Source organism: Caballeronia sp. NK8 (genome assembly GCF_018408855.1).
Taxonomy (GTDB): Bacteria; Pseudomonadota; Gammaproteobacteria; order Burkholderiales; family Burkholderiaceae; genus Caballeronia.
In genome coordinates, this window is record NZ_AP024322.1 from 1,699,063 (window position 1) to 1,714,689 (window position 15,627).

Annotated in this window: 15 protein-coding genes and 1 other RNA gene; 6 read left to right on the top strand and 10 right to left on the bottom strand. The window is 64.3% G+C overall.

Going from position 1 to position 15,627, the window contains the following annotated elements:
- Positions 1-44: 44 nt before the first annotated feature.
- On the top strand, positions 45-1,031 hold the full coding sequence (locus tag NK8_RS08140) for a glycosyltransferase (protein ID WP_213226024.1): 987 nt from the start codon (positions 45-47) through the stop codon (positions 1,029-1,031).
- Positions 1,032-1,040: 9 nt separating this feature from the next.
- Here the strand turns inward: NK8_RS08140 and NK8_RS08145 are convergent, their stop codons facing one another.
- The 10 genes from NK8_RS08145 to ffs form a co-directional block, all read right to left on the bottom strand.
- Positions 1,041-2,015 (bottom strand): glycosyltransferase family 9 protein, encoded by a 975-nt coding sequence (locus tag NK8_RS08145; protein WP_213226025.1) that lies wholly within the window; start codon positions 2,013-2,015, stop codon positions 1,041-1,043.
- Between the two features lie 274 nt (positions 2,016-2,289).
- On the bottom strand, positions 2,290-3,114 hold the full coding sequence (locus NK8_RS08150; RefSeq protein ID WP_162065774.1) for an ABC transporter permease: 825 nt from the start codon (positions 3,112-3,114) through the stop codon (positions 2,290-2,292).
- A 13-nt stretch (positions 3,115-3,127) separates the two neighbouring features.
- Positions 3,128-3,955, bottom strand: a complete 828-nt coding sequence (locus NK8_RS08155; RefSeq protein ID WP_162065775.1) for an ABC transporter ATP-binding protein — start codon at positions 3,953-3,955, stop codon at positions 3,128-3,130.
- Between the two features lie 3 nt (positions 3,956-3,958).
- Positions 3,959-4,996 (bottom strand): ABC transporter substrate-binding protein, encoded by a 1,038-nt coding sequence (locus NK8_RS08160; RefSeq protein WP_213226026.1) that lies wholly within the window; start codon positions 4,994-4,996, stop codon positions 3,959-3,961.
- Positions 4,997-5,046: 50 nt separating this feature from the next.
- On the bottom strand, positions 5,047-6,252 hold the full coding sequence (locus NK8_RS08165; RefSeq protein WP_213226027.1) for a CaiB/BaiF CoA-transferase family protein: 1,206 nt from the start codon (positions 6,250-6,252) through the stop codon (positions 5,047-5,049).
- Between the two features lie 30 nt (positions 6,253-6,282).
- The gene (locus tag NK8_RS08170) at positions 6,283-6,507 is read right to left on the bottom strand and encodes a DUF1653 domain-containing protein (protein WP_061178626.1); all 225 of its coding nucleotides are present in this window, start codon (positions 6,505-6,507) and stop codon (positions 6,283-6,285) included.
- A 13-nt stretch (positions 6,508-6,520) separates the two neighbouring features.
- Positions 6,521-7,117 (bottom strand): recombination mediator RecR, encoded by a 597-nt coding sequence (gene recR / locus NK8_RS08175; RefSeq protein WP_213226028.1) that lies wholly within the window; start codon positions 7,115-7,117, stop codon positions 6,521-6,523.
- Between the two features lie 40 nt (positions 7,118-7,157).
- Positions 7,158-7,484: a YbaB/EbfC family nucleoid-associated protein gene (locus NK8_RS08180; RefSeq protein WP_061178628.1), complete on the bottom strand. Its 327-nt coding sequence runs from the start codon at positions 7,482-7,484 to the stop codon at positions 7,158-7,160.
- A 106-nt stretch (positions 7,485-7,590) separates the two neighbouring features.
- Positions 7,591-9,822 (bottom strand): DNA polymerase III subunit gamma/tau, encoded by a 2,232-nt coding sequence (locus NK8_RS08185; protein ID WP_213226029.1) that lies wholly within the window; start codon positions 9,820-9,822, stop codon positions 7,591-7,593.
- Between the two features lie 165 nt (positions 9,823-9,987).
- Positions 9,988-10,086, bottom strand: an RNA gene (gene ffs, locus NK8_RS08190) — signal recognition particle sRNA small type.
- A 342-nt stretch (positions 10,087-10,428) separates the two neighbouring features.
- On the opposite strand from ffs, the gene trxA reads away from it, so the two are divergent.
- The 5 genes from trxA (at position 10,429) to NK8_RS08215 (ending at position 15,609) form a co-directional block, all read left to right on the top strand.
- A complete protein-coding gene (trxA, locus tag NK8_RS08195) occupies positions 10,429-10,755 on the top strand; it encodes a thioredoxin TrxA (protein WP_008349330.1) in 327 nt (108 codons plus the stop codon).
- A 275-nt stretch (positions 10,756-11,030) separates the two neighbouring features.
- Positions 11,031-12,296 carry a transcription termination factor Rho gene (rho, locus tag NK8_RS08200; protein WP_035501035.1) on the top strand — a complete coding sequence of 422 codons (1,266 nt, stop codon included), beginning with the start codon at positions 11,031-11,033 and terminating at the stop codon, positions 12,294-12,296.
- Between the two features lie 113 nt (positions 12,297-12,409).
- Complete coding sequence (locus tag NK8_RS08205) at positions 12,410-13,237, top strand: M90 family metallopeptidase (protein WP_213226030.1); 828 nt, start codon at positions 12,410-12,412, stop codon at positions 13,235-13,237.
- Positions 13,238-13,375: 138 nt separating this feature from the next.
- Positions 13,376-13,630, top strand: coding sequence for a type B 50S ribosomal protein L31 (locus tag NK8_RS08210; protein WP_061178668.1), 255 nt, complete (start codon positions 13,376-13,378; stop codon positions 13,628-13,630).
- A gap of 215 nt (positions 13,631-13,845) precedes the next feature.
- A complete protein-coding gene (locus NK8_RS08215; protein WP_162065781.1) occupies positions 13,846-15,609 on the top strand; it encodes a glycosyltransferase family 39 protein in 1,764 nt (587 codons plus the stop codon).
- The last annotated feature ends 18 nt before the right edge of the window (positions 15,610-15,627 follow it).

The window sequence follows — 15,627 nt, forward strand, 5'->3', positions numbered from 1 at the left end:
CGGCCTGCTATCATCGCGCGCTTTCGAAAGCGTTCCATTGAAACATGACGAGCACCCGACCCGACGTCAGCGTCATCGTGCCGGTCTACAACTGCGCGGCGTGGCTCGAAGCCCAACTCTGCTCCGTGCTGGATCAGGAAGGCGTCGACCTCGAAGTCATCGCGATCTGTGACGGCGCGACAGACAACAGTCTCGCCGTGCTCGAATCGATGGCGGCGCGCGATGCGCGCATCCGCGTGGTCACGCAGGAAAATCGCGGCGTATCGGCGGCACGCAATGCCGGGCTCACGCTCGCGCGCGGCGAATGGATCGCGTTCGCCGATGGCGACGACTGGATGAAACCCGGCGCGTTGCGCAGCTGGATCGGCTACGGCCGCCAGCAGAGTCTCGACGTCGTTATCGGAAATGGCTTCAGCTTCGATGCGCTGCCGCCTCCCGCCGGCCCGCAGCCGATGTACGCACGCCAGCCGTGGGACGAGGTCTGCAGCGGAACGTCGTGGCTCAAGCGAACCGTGCCGAGCGACGACTGGGTCGTCTGCGTGTGGCTGCAATGCGTGAGGCGCGATTTCGTCGAACAGCACGGCCTGCGTTTCGAACCAGGCGTCGTGCACGAGGACATCATCTGGTCGCTGCAACTGGCGCTGCGCGCACAGCGCGTCGGTTTCGTGCGCGAACCGTTCTACGGATATCGACGCAATCCGCTATCCATCACGAACTCGCCGTCGCAGGCCGCCGTTGCGCGCCGCGCCGCAGGTTATCTGCGCGTGATCGACGCGCTCGTGGCAGCCGCGCTCGATGTGCGGACCGATCGGCATCTGAGCCGCATCCTGTTGCGCCAGGCCAACCGCGAGGGCGGCCATCTTCTGCATGTGCTCAGAAAGCGCCTGCACGACGACGCGATGCGCAAGCCTGTCGCGCGTCAATTCCTGCAATCCGGCCATGTCCGCGCCATGTTGAAAGGCGCGACCAACGCGAGCGAACTGTGGCGTGCGCTTCGCTGCTGGCGCATCTACGCCCGCTTCGCAACGTAAGCGAGACGACTAGAAACGCCGCGATTGCGCGCCGGGCACCATGCCGACGCGCGTCGTCTGCGCTGCGTTCGCGTCGCCGAAACCAGCGGCCGCGTATCGATGGCCCGTGCGTGCATGCGTGCCACGCAGCGTCTGAAAGGCCGCCGTCACACGTCGCACCGACAGCAGGCGCTGCCACAACCGCTCCTTGAGCCCACCGAAGGGCAACACGGAAGGCGGCAGCACGATCGCACCCGGACCCCAACCCGGACGCCAGGAGCGCGCGAGGCCCCGGCGCATGAAAAGCGAGAGCGTGGGCACGCCGATACACGACGCGAGATGCCCGAGCCCCGAATCGTTGCCGATGAACCAGGACGACTCGGCGATCCACGTCGCGACTTCGCTCAGACGCGGCAGCGCGTGGACTTCGCAGCCTTGCTCGGCGATATCGCCCCAGACGCCGAATTCGTCGGGCGCCACGAGAAAGCTCGGCTGCAACTGACGACGCGTCAGCACGCGCGACAGCGCGAGAAATTTTTTGCGGCCCCACATCTTCTCGGGATGACTGCCGGTCGGATGAATGACGACCCGATCGACGAAGCGCCCTTGCATGACGCCCGCCGGCACGACGAGCCCGTTTGCGCGCGTCACGTCGCGCAGGCCCAGCACTTTCGTCGTGATCTCGACGATACGGTCCACCATGTGTTTCGAGCCGCCATATTCCGGCAGCTTCGCGAGGCAGAGCGTCGTGCCCGAGCGGCTCAGCGTGGACGCATAGTCGGTGGGCAGCAGCTCGATCACGGTGTCGAACGCGCCGCGCCATGCATCGGGTTGCCCGACGGCCATATGCGGAAACCAGTCGGCGAGTTGCTCCGCCACCCAGCCGAACACGACGGGCCTGTAACCGTTGCGGATGAGATTGTTGACGAGGACGAGCCCGATAAGGCTGTCACCGATCGGCGATGGCAAGACCACCGCTATCGAAGTGTCAGTGCTCAGTTTCATTCTTGTTCTCGCGGGATCGCGCGGATGAACGCCGCGCCGATCCCGCGCATGGGCGCCCAAATACGGAGTGTGGCCTGGTATGCGTTACAGCTTTATGTGCGTGCGCCGTTGATTCACCCCAAAGCACGGGCGGGTCCGCCTCGACCCGATGTGCAGCGCACGGATACCGCAGCATGATAGCGATACCCGCCTCGTGTGACCATAACCGATCTGCCGGGACAGGTTTGGCATGTTTTGTCACGCACGCCTGGGTCTGCGAAGGCAACGCAGCCCGTCAGAGCTTTTCCGTTTCTCCGCTCTTCGGCTGCCACTTCATGAGCCGCCGCTCGACCAGCGCGACCAGCCCGTCGAGCACGAGCGCGAACGCCGTCAGCACGAGAATGCCGGCGAACACCGTGTTGATATCGAAAGTGCCTTCGGCCTGCAGGATCAGATAGCCGACGCCGCGCGCCGAGCCGAGATATTCACCGACCACCGAGCCCACGAACGCCAGCCCGACCGACGTATGCAGGCTGGAAAACACCCAGCTCGTCGCGCTCGGCAGATAGACGTGCCGCAGCAGCTGCCTGCGGTTCGCACCGAGCATGCGCGCGTTGGCCAGCACGACCGGGCTCACTTCCTTCACGCCCTGATAGACGTTGAAGAACACGATGAAAAACACGAGCGTCACGCCGAGCGCGACCTTCGACCAGATGCCGAGTCCGAACCACACCGCGAAGATCGGCGCGAGGATCACGCGCGGCATCGAGTTGGCGGCCTTGATGTACGGATCGAGCAGCGCGCTCATCGTCGGCGCGAGGGCGAGCCAGAGACCGACCGCCAGTCCGAACACGGTGCCGATCACGAACGCCAGCACTGTTTCGATCAGCGTCACCCACAGATGGATATAGATCTCGCCGCTGGTGAACCACTCCCAGATTCGCACGAGCACCTTCTGCGGCTCGCCGAAGAAGAACGCGGCCTTGTTGGCGTCGTCGAAATAGAAAGGCGGCAGGAGCGTCGGGCTCGTCAGCGCGTACCACAGCGCGAAACACACGAGCAGCAACAGCCATTGCCACACGATGAGATTCGCCCGATTCGGGCGCAGCTTGTTCCACATGGTCGGTCTTGTCTCAGTCGGCGGCGGGCTTCAGTTGCTGCTGATAGCCCTTCAATACTTCCTCGCGCAGCACGCCCCAGATCTGCGCGTGCAGTTCGACGAAGCGCGGATGCGAGCGGATTTCGGCGACATCGCGAGGGCGCGGCAGATCGATCACGAACTCGCCGATCGGATGCGTGCCCGGCCCCGCCGACAGCACGATCACGCGGTCGGACATCGAGATCGCTTCGTCGAGGTCGTGGGTGATGAAGAGCACGGCCTTGCGCTTCGCCGCCCACAGATCGAGCAGTTCGTTCTCCATCAGCTGACGCGTCTGGATGTCGAGCGCGGAGAACGGCTCGTCCATCAGGATGATGTCGGGATCGAGGATGAGCGTCTGCGCCATCGCGACGCGCTTTCGCATGCCGCCCGAAAGCTGATGCGGATAACGGTCGCCGAAGCCGCCGAGTCCCACGCGCTTGAGCCATTCCTCGCCGCGCGCGTCGGCTTCGGCCTTCGGCACGCCGCGGAACGCGAGGCCGGCGCTCACGTTGTCGAGCGCGGAGCGCCACGGCATCAGGCCGTCGGCCTGGAACATGTAACCCGCGCGCCGGTTGATGCCAAGAAGCGGCTCGCCGAAGACGCTCACCGTGCCCGACGAAGGCTCGAGCAGCCCCGCCGATACGTTGAGCAGCGTGGACTTGCCGCAGCCCGTCGGCCCGACCACCGAAACGAATTCGCCGGGCGCGATCGCGAGACTCGTATCGCGCACCGCGGTGTAGCGATCGCTGCGACGCTCACGCGAGGCGAACGTGCAGGTGACGTCTTCCAGCGCGAGCGCGGGTATCGAAGGCGCGCTCATCGGTCAGACCTTGACGGTGGCAAGCGCCTTCTTCACGAAGTCGTTGGTCCAGGTCTTCGACAGGTCGATCGGCTTGCCCTTCACGGTTTCGTCGAAGGCCTGCAAGGTCTTGAGCGAGGTCGCGGGACCGTCGGCGGGCATCAGGCCGTCCGGCGACAGCGCTTCCTTCACGTGCTGCCACGAATCGAGATAGAGCGCGCGGTCGCCGAGCAGATAGCTTTCCGGCACCGTCGAAATCAAGTCCTTGCCCGATGCCGCTTGCAGCCACTTGAGCGCGCGCACCATCGCGTTGGTGAGCGCCTGCGTCGTGTTGGGATTCTTCGTGATGAAGCTCTGCGATGCATACAGGCAACCGGCCGGCATATTGCCGCCGAACACCTTGACGGTATCCGCGAGCGTGCGCGTGTCGGAGACGATACGGATATCGCCCGCGCGATCGAGCTTGGTCATCACCGGATCGAGATTGGCGATGGCGTCGATCTGGCCGGATTGCAGCGCGGCGATCGCGCCCGCGCCGGCGCCCACGCCGATAAACGACACATCGCTTGCCTTAAGCCCCGCCTGCGCGAGCACGAAGCTCGCCATGATCGACGTCGACGAACCCGGCGCCGTCACGCCGATCTTCTTGCCCTTCAGGTCCGCGACCGACTTGTAGTTCGGCATGGCCTTCTTCGACACCGCGAGCACGATCTGCGGCGCGCGTCCCTGCAACACGAATTCGCGGAAGTACTGGTTCTTCGCCTGCAGCAGCAGCGTGTGCTCGAACGCGCCGGACACCACGTCCGCGCTGCCGCCGACCGCCGCCTGCAAGGCCTTCGCGCCGCCCGCGAAATCGGCGATTTCGATTTCGAGCCCTTCGTCCTTGAAATAATTGCGACGCTCCGCGATCGTGAGCGGCAGATAGTAGAAGAGATTCTTGCCGCCGACCGCGATCGATACCTTCGTCTGCTCGGGCTTGCCCTGCGCGAATGCGAGCGGCATCGCCGACCAGGCACTGCCCGCGAGCACGGCGCCGCTCGCGATGAACGTTCTGCGTTTCATCGTCTCTTGTCTCCTGTTTTCATCGTTATCAACGCTGTCCGGCCGAAGGTTCAGATCACCTTCGCCGCCCGCAGCCGCGCAATGTCGTCGGCATCATACCCGAGCGTTTGAAGTACTTCATCCGTGTGTTCACCGAGTTGCGGGCCGAGCCAGCGCGTTTCACCGGGCGTTTCGGACAGCTTCGGCGTGACGTTCGGCAGCGTGATTTCGCGGCCGTCCTGCCAGGGAAAGCGTTGCAGCATCTGGCGCGCGATGTATTGCGGATCGGTGAACATGTCCGCGACGCTATAGATGCGCCCGGCCGGCACGTCGGCGGCATTGAGCACCGCGAGCGCTTCATCGATGCTGCGCGTCGCAAGCCACGCGGCGATGGCGTCGTCGATTTCCTGGGTGCGCGGCACGCGGCCGTCGTTCGACGCGAGCGCGGGATCGTCCGCGAGGTCCGCGCGGTCGATCGCGTTCATCAGGCGCCTGAAGATGGGATCGCTGTTGCCGCCGATCACGATGCTGCCGTCGCGGCACGGATACGTGTTCGACGGCACGATGCCCGGCAGCGACGCGCCGGTGCGTTCGCGCACCATGCCGTACACGCCGTATTCCGGCACGACGCTCTCCATCATGTTGAAGACGGCTTCGTACAGCGCGACATCGACCACTTGTCCCTTGCCGCCGTTCACCTGCCGGTGATGCAGCGCCATCAGCGCGCCGATCACGCCGTGCAGCGCGGCGATCGAATCGCCGATCGAAATGCCGATGCGCGGCGGCGGCAGATCGGGATAGCCGGTGATATGACGCAGCCCGCCCATCGACTCCGCGATCGCGCCGAAGCCCGGACGATCGCGATAAGGACCGGTCTGTCCGTAGCCCGACAGACGCACCATCACGAGGCCGGGATTGTCGGCGGACAGCACTTCGTAGCCGAGCCCGAGTTTTTCGAGCAGCCCGGGCCGGAAATTCTCGACGACGATATCGGCTTCCTTTGCGAGCCGCCGCACGATCTCCTTGCCCTCGTCGGCCTTGAGATTCACCGTCACCGATTTCTTGTTGCGCGCCTGCACTGCCCACCACAGCGACGTGCCGCCCACTTCGGGATACAGCTTGCGCCACTTGCGCAACGGGTCGCCGCCGTTGGGGTCTTCGATCTTGATGACGTCAGCGCCGAATTCGCCCATGAAGCGCGCGGCGAACGGCCCCGCGATGAGCGTGCCGAGCTCCAGCACTTTTACGCCGGCGAGCGGTCCAGTCGATGCGCTCATGATTTCGTCTCCCTTATTTTTGTATGGACTTCAAAGCGGGATGTCGAGCGGCCTGAAACGCGGCGTGCCGTCGGCGAGTGTCTCGTTGAACATCGCGGCCGGGCGAACCCACAAGCCGCGTTCGTGCGGCCACAGATGCTCGTAGACGATCATCGCTTCCTCGGTTTCCGAGTGACGCGCGACGCCGATCACGCGATACAGGCCACCCTTGTAATGACGATGCGTCGCGAGCGCGAGAGCTTCGGTTTCTGTCATCGATTCGATTCCTTCAGACGGAGCGGCGATCAAGCATGGCGCGCGCGATCGTGCCCGCATCGACATATTCCAGCTCGCCGCCGACAGGCACGCCGCGCGCGAGCCGCGTGACCTTCAGCCCTTTCGACTTGAGCGTCTGCGCGAGATAGTGCGCGGTCGCCTCGCCTTCGTTGGTGAAGTTGGTGGCGAGCACCACTTCCTGCACGATGCCGTCGAGCGCGCGGCCGATGAGCCGCTCGAAGTGGATTTCCTTCGGACCGATGCCGTCGAGCGGGCTGAGCCGCCCCATCAGCACGAAATAAAGCCCGCGATACGTGAGCGTCTGCTCGAGCATGATCTGATCAGCAGGCGTTTCGACGACGCACAGCAAGGCCGGGTCGCGTTCCTCGTCGAGGCAGACTTCGCAGATGTCCGCTTCGGTGAAGGTGTTGCACTTCTGGCAGTGCTTCAGATGCTCGGTCGCAAACAGGAGCGTGGTCCCGAGTTTTTCGGCGCCCGCGCGATCGTGCTGCATCAGGTGATACGCCATGCGCTGCGCCGACTTCGGTCCGACGCCGGGCAGCGCGCGCAGCGCCTCGACCAGCGCCGACAGGGCGGAAGGTTGTTTCATGTGTCCTCATGACGCGCCGAATTCGCTTCGGCGCGCGCGATTAGAACGGCAGCTTGAAACCCGGCGGCATCGGCATGCCGGCGGTCATGCCGCTCATTTTCTCTTGCGTGGTGGCCTCGGCCTTGCGCACGGCGTCGTTGAACGCGGCGGCGACGAGATCCTCCAGCATGTCCTTGTCGTCGGCGAGCAGGCTCGGGTCGATCTGCACGCGACGCACGTCGTTCTTGCAGGTCATCGTCACCTTCACGAGACCGGCGCCGGACTGGCCCTCGACCTCGATCTGCGCGAGTTGCTCCTGCGCCTTCTTCATGTTTTCCTGCATCTGCTGAGCCTGTTTCATCAGCCCGGCGAGTTGGTTCTTCATCATGGTTCGGCTCCTTGCTCGAAAACGTGTGGCCCGAGCGCGCGGCAGGTGCGCGCCCGACATTCAGTGCGGATGCGCGGCGTCGGACAACGCGCCGCGCGCTTTTAGTTCATGACGGGTTCGCGCCCGACGACGCGGCAATCGGCTTGATCGAACCTTGCACGATGCTCGCGCCGAAATCGCGGATCAGCGATTGCACGAACGGATCCTGCTTGATCTCCTGCTCGGCTTCCTGTTGACGGCGCGCGCGCTCGGCGGCGTCGAGCGCGGCGGCGGTGCGGCGCACCGGCGCGACATTGACGCTGACTTCGATCGCGCGGCCGAGTTTCTCGGTGAGCGCGGCCTTGAGCTTCGCGACGTGCGAGGCATCGGTGTACATCTGCACCGCGACTGCGAGCGTGACGGAATTCGCGTCGCAGGCGCTCAGTTCGCTGTTGAACGCGAGCTGATAGGCGACGCCCTTCAGCGGCAGATCGACGGCGAGCGCCGGCCATTCGACGCTCACGCCGAGCGCGTCGAGCGGCACGGCGGGCGGCAGCGGCGTCTTGTCGATGACGGGCGCGGGCTGCTTCGCCGGTTCCGCGCCGAAACGCATGTCGTCGGGGCCGCTGTCGAAGGCGGGCACGAAGCCGTCGTCAGGCGGCATGAAGTATTCGTCTTCCGATCCCGCCGGCGGATAGTCGTCGGGCGGCATGTCTTCCCACGGCGGGACGACTTTCGATTGACCCGCATTGCCGGCTGCGGGCTTCGGCTCGGGCGCGGCCGGCGTCGTCGGTGCGCGGCGTGGCGTCGGCGCCTGAACCTGGACGGCAGGTTGCGCGGCAGGCTTCGGCGCAGCCGGCGCGCCGCGCGCGCTGCGATCGGACGAAAGGCGCATGCCCGCGCTGCGCAGCACTTCGAGCGCCGCGCTTGCGCCACTGGCCGCGCGCGACGCAGCGGACTCGGATTCCGCGAAACGCGAAGCAACGGGTGCGGCTTCTTCGGCGGCCTGACGCGCGGCGCTGGGCACCGGCGCGGGTTTCGCGGGAACCGGCTCGCTCGCTCCGATGGTCGGTGCAGGCTTCGCGCTTTCGACCACTGTTTCGACCGGCGGCGTCTCCTTCGCCTTGACGACGACAGCTTCCACAGCAGGCGCCGGGGCCTTCGCCAGCGGCGCGGGTGCGACCGCGCGCTCGGCCAGTGCGCCCGCGAGCGCCGCGCTGCGCGCAGGCTTCGCACCCGACGGCGCGTTCACGGCCACGCCGCCGCCCGACCCGCTCGCCGGCTCGAACGCGAGCATGCGCAGCAGCGTCATCGTGAAGCCGGCGTATTCGTCGGGCGCGAGACCGAGTTCGCTGCGCCCGACCGTGGCGATCTGATAGAAAAGCTGAACCTGCTCGACAGAAAGCGTCTCGCCGAAGCGGCGGATATCCGCGGCTTCCGGCCACTCGTCCAGCACCGACGACGGCGCGAACTGCCCCCACGCGATGCGATGCAGCAGGCTCGCGAGATCCTGCAGCGCCGTCGAGAACGAAAGACTGCGCAGCGCCATTTCGTCGGCGATCGCGAGCACGAGCGCGCCATCACCGGCGGCGAGTGCATCGATGAGGCGAATCAGATAGCTTTGATCGAGCGCGCCGAGCATGCCGCGCACGGCTTCCTCGGTGACCTGGTTGGCCGAATAGGCGATGGCCTGATCGGTGAGCGAGAGCGCGTCGCGCATGCTGCCGTCCGCCGCGCGCGACAGAAGACGCAGCGCCTGCAACTCGAACGCGATGCTCTCCTGCTGGAGAATGCTTTCCAGATGCGACACGATGTGCCCCGCCGGCATCTGCTTCAGATTGAACTGCAGGCAGCGCGAGAGCACGGTGACCGGAATCTTCTGCGGATCGGTCGTCGCGAGGATGAACTTCACATGCGGTGGCGGTTCTTCGAGCGTCTTCAACATCGCGTTGAAGGCGTGGTTCGTGAGCATGTGCACTTCGTCGATCATATAGACCTTGAAGCGCGCATCGACGGGCGCATACACCGCGCGTTCGAGCAGCGCCGCCATTTCATCGACACCGCGATTGCTCGCCGCATCCATTTCGACGTAATCGACGAAACGGCCTTCATCGATTTCCCGGCACGCACGGCACACGCCGCACGGCTTCGAAGTGACGCCGGTTTCGCAATTGAGCGCCTTCGCGAAGATGCGCGAGAGCGTGGTCTTGCCGACGCCGCGCGTGCCCGTGAACAGATAGGCATGGTGCAGGCGGCCGCCGTCGAGCGCGTGCGTGAGCGCACGGACGACGTGCTCCTGGCCGACGAGCGACTCGAAAGATTTCGGCCGCCATTTGCGTGCGAGAACTTGATAGGTCATGCGCGAAATTGTATCAGCAACGCCCTCGCGCAAACGCCGCGCCGGAAGGCACAGGGCGCGCTGCGCGACGGCTCGGGAGCGCACGAAACCAGCGCGATTCGAGGGCGCGGGAATGACCGGATGACTTTGGAGAAACGAGGGAGGAACAGCAGAAGAAAAGCGGAAGGTGACGAGCCCGACCCTCGGCACTGGTGGAAAACGGCTGTGGCTGCTTCGTTCCCGACCTGACCAGGTTGACCGCGCCACCATGCGAGGAGGCCCGTCACGTCGAATCATACCACGGGGGCACACGCGGCCGAAAGGCGTCGGCGAATTACGCGCGCCGCCATAGTCCGCTCCTGGCCCTCTTGTGCTTGGTGTTTTCGCCCTCAGATCGTCCCTATCAGCAACCGGCAACGGATAGCAAAGTAGGCTAAGATGGCAAATGAATTGTGCGGAAGCGGTGCATCATGCCCTTTCGCGGATCATTCGCCGCCGCTTGCGAGTCGTTTCGGCGCACGGCGTGCGGGCCGAATCCTGCCCGTTGGCGACGAAAATTTTTTCAGTTTTGGTGTATCGTGGCGAGCATTCAAACGCGGGCCTCGAATCAATAGAGGTATTCAGACAATGAGCGAATCAATCAAGCACATCAGCGACGCTTCTTTCGAGCAGGATGTCGTCAAGTCGGATAAACCTGTCCTGCTCGATTTCTGGGCGGAATGGTGCGGCCCCTGCAAGATGATCGCCCCGATCCTCGACGAAGTCGCCAAGGATTACGGCGATCGCCTGCAGATCGCGAAGATCAACGTCGACGAGCATCAGTCGACTCCGGTGAAGTTCGGCGTGCGCGGCATTCCCACGCTGATTCTTTTCAAGAACGGCGCCGTGGCCGCGCAAAAGGTTGGCGCATTGTCCAAGTCGCAACTCACCGCGTTCCTCGACAGCAACCTGTAACAGCAGCATCGGCGGGCGTCGGCACGTTTCGGACGCCCGCCTCTCGCATTCGAAGCGCCGCCCCGGCACGACCGGGCAGGCGCATCAGATATGCAGCCGATGTTGTCACGCGACAACATCGGCCCAAACGCCCCGCCCAAAGCCCACCCGAGGCTCCTGTGGCGTGTGCTATGCTAGAATCACAAGAGTTCAAGAAGTATTAAGTCTCGAGCGGTTCCGCTCACCTCTTCTCCCAAATCTTTCTGTCGTACCTCTCTCCCCGGCGGGAAACCCGTATGCATTTATCCGAGCTCAAGTCTCAGCACGTGTCTGCACTGATCGAGATGGCCAATGGCCTCGAGATCGAAAATGCGAACCGCCTGCGCAAGCAGGAACTCATGTTCGCGATTCTTAAAAAGCGCGCCAAAGCGGGCGACACGATTTTCGGCGACGGCACCCTCGAAGTGCTGCCCGATGGCTTTGGCTTCCTGCGTTCGCCCGAGACCTCGTATCTCGCGAGTACGGACGACATTTACATCAGCCCGTCGCAAATCCGCCGCTTCAATCTGCACACCGGCGACACGATCGAAGGCGAAGTGCGTACGCCGAAGGACGGCGAGCGTTATTTCGCGCTCGTGAAGGTGGACAAAGTCAACGGGCAGCCGCCCGAGGCCTCGAAACACAAGATTATGTTCGAGAACCTCACGCCGCTGCACCCGAACAAGCCGCTGCCGCTCGAACGCGAAATGCGTGGCGAAGAAAACGTCACGGGCCGGATCATCGACATGATCTCGCCGATCGGCAAGGGTCAGCGCGGCCTGCTCGTCGCGTCGCCGAAGTCGGGTAAAACCGTGATGCTTCAGCACATCGCGCATGCGGTGAAGGCGAATCATCCGGACGTCATCCTGTTCGTGCTGCTCATCGACGAGCGCCCGGAAGAAGTGACGGAAATGCAGCGTTCGGTGCGCGGCGAAGTCATCGCGTCGACCTTCGACGAACCTGCCGCGCGTCACGTGCAGGTCGCCGAAATGGTCATCGAGAAGGCGAAGCGTCTGGTCGAAATGAAGCACGACGTCGTGATCCTGCTCGACTCCATCACGCGTCTCGCGCGCGCCTACAACACGGTCGTGCCGGCATCGGGCAAGGTGCTGACCGGTGGTGTCGACGCCAACGCGCTGCAACGTCCGAAGCGCTTCTTCGGCGCTGCGCGCAATATCGAGGAAGGCGGCTCGCTCACGATCATCGGCACGGCGCTCATCGAAACGGGCAGCCGCATGGACGACGTGATCTACGAAGAGTTCAAGGGCACCGGCAACATGGAAGTGCACCTCGAACGCCGCCTCGCGGAAAAGCGCGTGTATCCGTCGATCAACCTGAACAAGTCGGGCACGCGCCGCGAAGAACTGCTCATCAAGCCGGACCTGCTGCAAAAGGTCTGGGTGCTGCGCAAGTTCATTCACGACATGGACGAAGTCGAAGCGATGGAATTCCTGCTCGACAAGATCCGTCAGACGAAGAACAACGCAGAGTTCTTCGACATGATGCGTCGCGGCGGAGGCTGATTCCGCTTCGCTGCGTCAGCGCAAAAAACCGCCTGTCTCGTCAGGCGGTTTTTTTTCGTCTGGCGAGCGCCCGCTCCGTACAATCCGGTCTATCGAAGTCACCTGAACGACCGATGGCCAACCTCTTCACCCGCTGGTTCGGCGCGCAACGCCGCGAACGCGCGCTGCGCAAATACGCAATCGACGACGCCCTCTGGCAACGCACGCTCGCCGCGTATCCGTGCTTCGGCCATCTGGACGCGAACGACCTCGGGCGTCTGCGCGAGACCGCGAGCCTGTTCATCGCGCAGAAGGAATTCTCGAGCGCGCACGATCTCGAGCTGACCGATCAGATGATCGTCTCCATCGCCGCGCAAGCCTGCCTGCCCGTGCTCAATCTCGACCTCGATCTGTATGACGGCTGGGTCGGCGTGATCGTCTATCCGGGCGAGTTCATCATCAGGAAGACCGTGGAGGACGAAGACGGCGTCGTACACGAAGTCGAACACGATGCGAGCGGCGAAGCATGGGAAGGCGGCCCCGTCGTGCTCTCCTGGGAAGACGCGCAAATGGCCGATGGCTCGGAAGCCTATAACGTCGTGATCCACGAGTTCGCGCACAAGATCGACATGGTGACGGGCGTCGCCGACGGTCATCCGCCGCTCTTTCGCCGCTGGCACGCACCGCTCGATTCCACCGCCTGGGCCGACATCTTCGACAACGCCTACGACCAGTTCTGCGCGCGCGTGGACGCCGTGCCGGAGCGCCGCTGGAGCCGCTTCGAGCGCGAATCGCTGATCGACCCCTACGCGGCCGATCATCCCTCGGAATTTTTTGCGGTGTGCAGCGAGGCGCTGTTCGTCACGCCGCAGGCGTTCGAGACCGAGTATCCCGAGCTTTACCGGCTGCTCGCGCGCTACTACCGGCAGGACCCGGCGGGCGTCGGCGCGCTCGTCCCGTAAGCTGCGCCCGAGCCCCAAAAAAGATGTCAAGCGACTGATTTTCTGGCATAATCGCCGTTTTTCGACCCTAGGCAAGTGACTCGCGCGGTCATTTCGAAAGCGCAGCGGGTTGGCTACCGCCAGATACCAGGAAAGACCATGAAAGAAGGCATTCACCCGAATTATCGCGAAGTCCTGTTCGTCGACATGTCGAACGACTTCAAGTTCGTGACCCGTTCGACCATCCAGACGCGCGAAACCGCCGAATTCAACGGCAAGTCCTACCCGCTCGCGAAGATCGAAGTGTCGTCGGAATCGCATCCGTTCTACACCGGTCAGCAAAAGATCATGGACACGGCAGGTCGCGTCGAGAAGTTCAACAACAAGTTCGCTCGCTTCTCCACCAAGAAGTAAGTCGGCTTCGGGCTTCAAGGAAAAAGGGCAGCTTTAGCTGCCCTTTTTTGTCGCCGACTGCTTTTGGTCGTATTTGGTAAGCGTTGTTGCGCCGGGTTACGGGGAACGTCGATGAACCGCCCTTAAAGCCGCCGCGCGACTACAATGCCGGTTGCTCCAGCCCCACGCTCGCCTTGCGCGAGATCAGCTGACCGTTTTCCATCAAGTCTCTTCGCATGCGATCTGTCGTTCGTCTGACCGCCTCCGCCACCAGCGCCCTGCCGCGCTGGCTGTTGCTCGCCATCTGCATCACCTACGCGTCGTTCGGTCTCTTCGGCCGCGATCCGTGGAAGAACGAGGATGCGGCGGGCTTCGGCGTCATGTGGACGATGGCCAACGGCGACGCGCGCGACTGGCTGCTGCCGAACCTCGTCGGCCGCGCGCCCACCGCCGACGGCCCGCTGATGTACTGGCTGGGCGCATCGGCCATCCGTCTGCTGAGCCCGTGGGTCGACGCGAGCAACGCCTCGCGCGTGGTCACGGGCCTGCTCTTCTGTCTCGCGTGCGCGTTCGTCTGGTATTCGGCCTATCTGCTCGGCCGGCGCGACGAGGCGCAGCCCTTCAAATACGCTTTCGGCGGCGAACCCGAGCCGCGCGACTACGGCCGCACGCTCGCGGATGGCGCGTTGCTCATCCTGCTCGCATGCTTCGGCCTCGCCGAGCGCGGCCATGAAACCACGCCGCAGCTCGCGCAGTTCGCCGGCACCGCGATGCTCCTCTACGGCCTCGTGCGCAGCCTCGACAAGCCGATCCACGGCGGTATCGTGTGGGGCGTGGCGATCGGCGTGGTCGGGCTGTCGAGTTCGCCCGTGCTGGTGTTCGCGTTGCTGCTCTGCACACTCGCGATGACCATCATCGTGAAACAGGTGCGCGCAGCGCCGCTCCTGATCTACGGCCTGCCGGTCGCGATCGTGCTGATCGCCGCATGGGTGCTGCCGACGCTGCATTACTTCCCCGACGACGGCGAATGGTGGCTGCGCCAATGGTGGCGCAACAGTTTTTCTTTCTTCTCCGGCACGCCGGGCTCGATCTTCGGCTACGCGATCAAGAACCTGCCGCTCTTCACGTGGCCCGCGTGGCCGCTGGCGCTGTGGGCGTTCGTCAGCTGGGGCGGTCTGCGCCGCTCGCCGCACGTGGGCGTGCCGCTGTCGATCATCGGGCCGCTGCTGGTGCTGGTCGTCCTGCAGGCGCACGAGACCAACCGGCTCTTCATGCTCCTGCTGCCGCCGCTTTCCGTGCTCGCGACCTTCGCGCTGCCCACCTTGAAGCGCGGCGCGATCAACGCGATCGACTGGTTCGCGATGCTGAGCTTCACCATCATCGGCTCGCTGGTGTGGCTCGTGTGGACCGCGGGCATGTTCGGCTTTCCCGCGTCGATGGCACGCAATCTCGCGCGCCTCGCGCCGGGCTTTCATCCCGAATTCAAGCTGATTTCCTTCGTGTGCGCGGTGGCCGTGACCGTCTGCTGGTTCCTGCTCGCGCGCTGGCGCCTCGCGCGTCATCCGAAGGTGCTGTGGCGCAGCGTCGTGCTGTCGAGCGCGGGCACCACGCTCATGTGGGTGCTGCTCATGACGCTGTGGCTGCCGGTGGTGAACTACAGCCGGACGTATCGCGACGTGGCCGAGCAGATCGCCGATCACCTGCCGCCCGACTACACCTGCATCTCGCCCGTGCGTCTCGGCGACGCGCAGATCGCCACCTTCGCCTATTTTGGCGGCATGCACTTCGCGTTCGACGAGGACTGCGACGTGATCCTGCGCCAGGACCCGGCGGATTACGGCGAGCCGTCGTCGATGTCGGCGTTCCAGTGGAAGCTCGTGTGGGAAGGCCGGCGCGTCGCCGACCGAGACGAGCGCTTCCGGCTCTACGTACGCATCGAGCGTCCCACGCCGCCGGCGCAGAAGCCGCTGCGCCCGAAGAGCCTGCGCCGGACGCAATAACGCGATGCGCGCGACGCC

What these genes read in the sequence shown, in the direction of transcription:
- NK8_RS08140 (WP_213226024.1), top strand. Translation starts at nt 45, where the DNA reads ATGACGAGCACCCGACCCGACGTCAGCGTCATCGTGCCGGTCTACAAC.
- NK8_RS08145 (WP_213226025.1), bottom strand. Translation starts at nt 2,015, where the DNA reads ATGAAACTGAGCACTGACACTTCGATAGCGGTGGTCTTGCCATCGCCG.
- NK8_RS08150 (WP_162065774.1), bottom strand. Translation starts at nt 3,114, where the DNA reads ATGTGGAACAAGCTGCGCCCGAATCGGGCGAATCTCATCGTGTGGCAA.
- NK8_RS08155 (WP_162065775.1), bottom strand. Translation starts at nt 3,955, where the DNA reads ATGAGCGCGCCTTCGATACCCGCGCTCGCGCTGGAAGACGTCACCTGC.
- NK8_RS08160 (WP_213226026.1), bottom strand. Translation starts at nt 4,996, where the DNA reads ATGAAACGCAGAACGTTCATCGCGAGCGGCGCCGTGCTCGCGGGCAGT.
- NK8_RS08165 (WP_213226027.1), bottom strand. Translation starts at nt 6,252, where the DNA reads ATGAGCGCATCGACTGGACCGCTCGCCGGCGTAAAAGTGCTGGAGCTC.
- NK8_RS08170 (WP_061178626.1), bottom strand. Translation starts at nt 6,507, where the DNA reads ATGACAGAAACCGAAGCTCTCGCGCTCGCGACGCATCGTCATTACAAG.
- recR (WP_213226028.1), bottom strand. Translation starts at nt 7,117, where the DNA reads ATGAAACAACCTTCCGCCCTGTCGGCGCTGGTCGAGGCGCTGCGCGCG.
- NK8_RS08180 (WP_061178628.1), bottom strand. Translation starts at nt 7,484, where the DNA reads ATGATGAAGAACCAACTCGCCGGGCTGATGAAACAGGCTCAGCAGATG.
- NK8_RS08185 (WP_213226029.1), bottom strand. Translation starts at nt 9,822, where the DNA reads ATGACCTATCAAGTTCTCGCACGCAAATGGCGGCCGAAATCTTTCGAG.
- trxA (WP_008349330.1), top strand. Translation starts at nt 10,429, where the DNA reads ATGAGCGAATCAATCAAGCACATCAGCGACGCTTCTTTCGAGCAGGAT.
- rho (WP_035501035.1), top strand. Translation starts at nt 11,031, where the DNA reads ATGCATTTATCCGAGCTCAAGTCTCAGCACGTGTCTGCACTGATCGAG.
- NK8_RS08205 (WP_213226030.1), top strand. Translation starts at nt 12,410, where the DNA reads ATGGCCAACCTCTTCACCCGCTGGTTCGGCGCGCAACGCCGCGAACGC.
- NK8_RS08210 (WP_061178668.1), top strand. Translation starts at nt 13,376, where the DNA reads ATGAAAGAAGGCATTCACCCGAATTATCGCGAAGTCCTGTTCGTCGAC.
- NK8_RS08215 (WP_162065781.1), top strand. Translation starts at nt 13,846, where the DNA reads ATGCGATCTGTCGTTCGTCTGACCGCCTCCGCCACCAGCGCCCTGCCG.